Here is an 828-nt window from a genome sequence, read left to right as displayed (position 1 = left end):
GCCAGCGACGTCAGGAAGGAACCGATATCCAACTCGCCAAACTGTTCCCGATCCTGCGAACCGACGTGGCAGCTGAAGCTTTGCCAACGTCCGAACCACGTCCGACAAATCCGGCTCACTCCGAGCCAATACCAGATCACGATAACATTCTACCGCCCGAACCGCCTGATAGCGTTGCCATGCCGGAGCACCGCTTGCTAGCAACGTTCGGGAGAACGACACCGCCGAATGTCGGTTTACAGGTAGGTTACCATCGGCCCCAGTACGTTGGGCGAGCGCCGCACCAGCGAGGAAACCAAACTCGATCATTCTCCGAGAGTCCCATACAGGGCGTTACTCTTTCCTCGAAAACCAACACCGACATCGCCCCCCTAAACTGCGCGATTCCATGCCTCTGGAACAACTGTGTCGTACCCAGTCGAGTGATATAAGGCAAACAGCCTGACTCATCGAGTGATATAAGGTCAGATCGGGTTATATCACCCGACTGACCGGGGGTTAAAAAGATAGTTATCGGACTCAAAAGTTGCGTGCTCGATCCAGGATGCTTGATGTTGTGCGTGCGATGATTTGAAACAACGGCTGAGTGTCCGGCGAATGGGAGTTCATTGGCAACGTCACCCGTCGCAATTTGGATACGCGGAACTTGGGGCCAGCGGTCACCAACGAGGCCGAAGGCCAGACCGACATTGCGCTGTCGATAGCCAAGCTCGATATTGCGCGGTCGATTGATGCGTGCAATCCTGTGCCGTAAACTAGATCCTTCTGGCCGCGTGATCGGATGGATCGATCCAGTCCGCTGCAAACCAAGGCCGATAACCACGACGT

The 828-nt window shown here is 55.3% G+C and carries 2 protein-coding genes; both read right to left on the bottom strand.

Annotated features, from left to right (window positions below; translation table 11 throughout):
- The coding region (locus RMSM_RS42590; protein ID WP_236622137.1) for a hypothetical protein at positions 1-222 on the bottom strand (222 nt) is incomplete at its 3' end.
- Positions 223-519: 297 nt separating this feature from the next.
- Positions 520-828: hypothetical protein (locus RMSM_RS42585; protein ID WP_040766629.1), on the bottom strand; the 309-nt coding region annotated here is incomplete at its 5' end.

Source organism: Rhodopirellula maiorica SM1 (assembly GCF_000346295.1).
In the GTDB taxonomy this organism is placed as follows: domain Bacteria; phylum Planctomycetota; class Planctomycetia; order Pirellulales; family Pirellulaceae; genus Novipirellula; species Novipirellula maiorica.
This window is presented reverse-complemented; position numbering and strand designations above follow the sequence as displayed.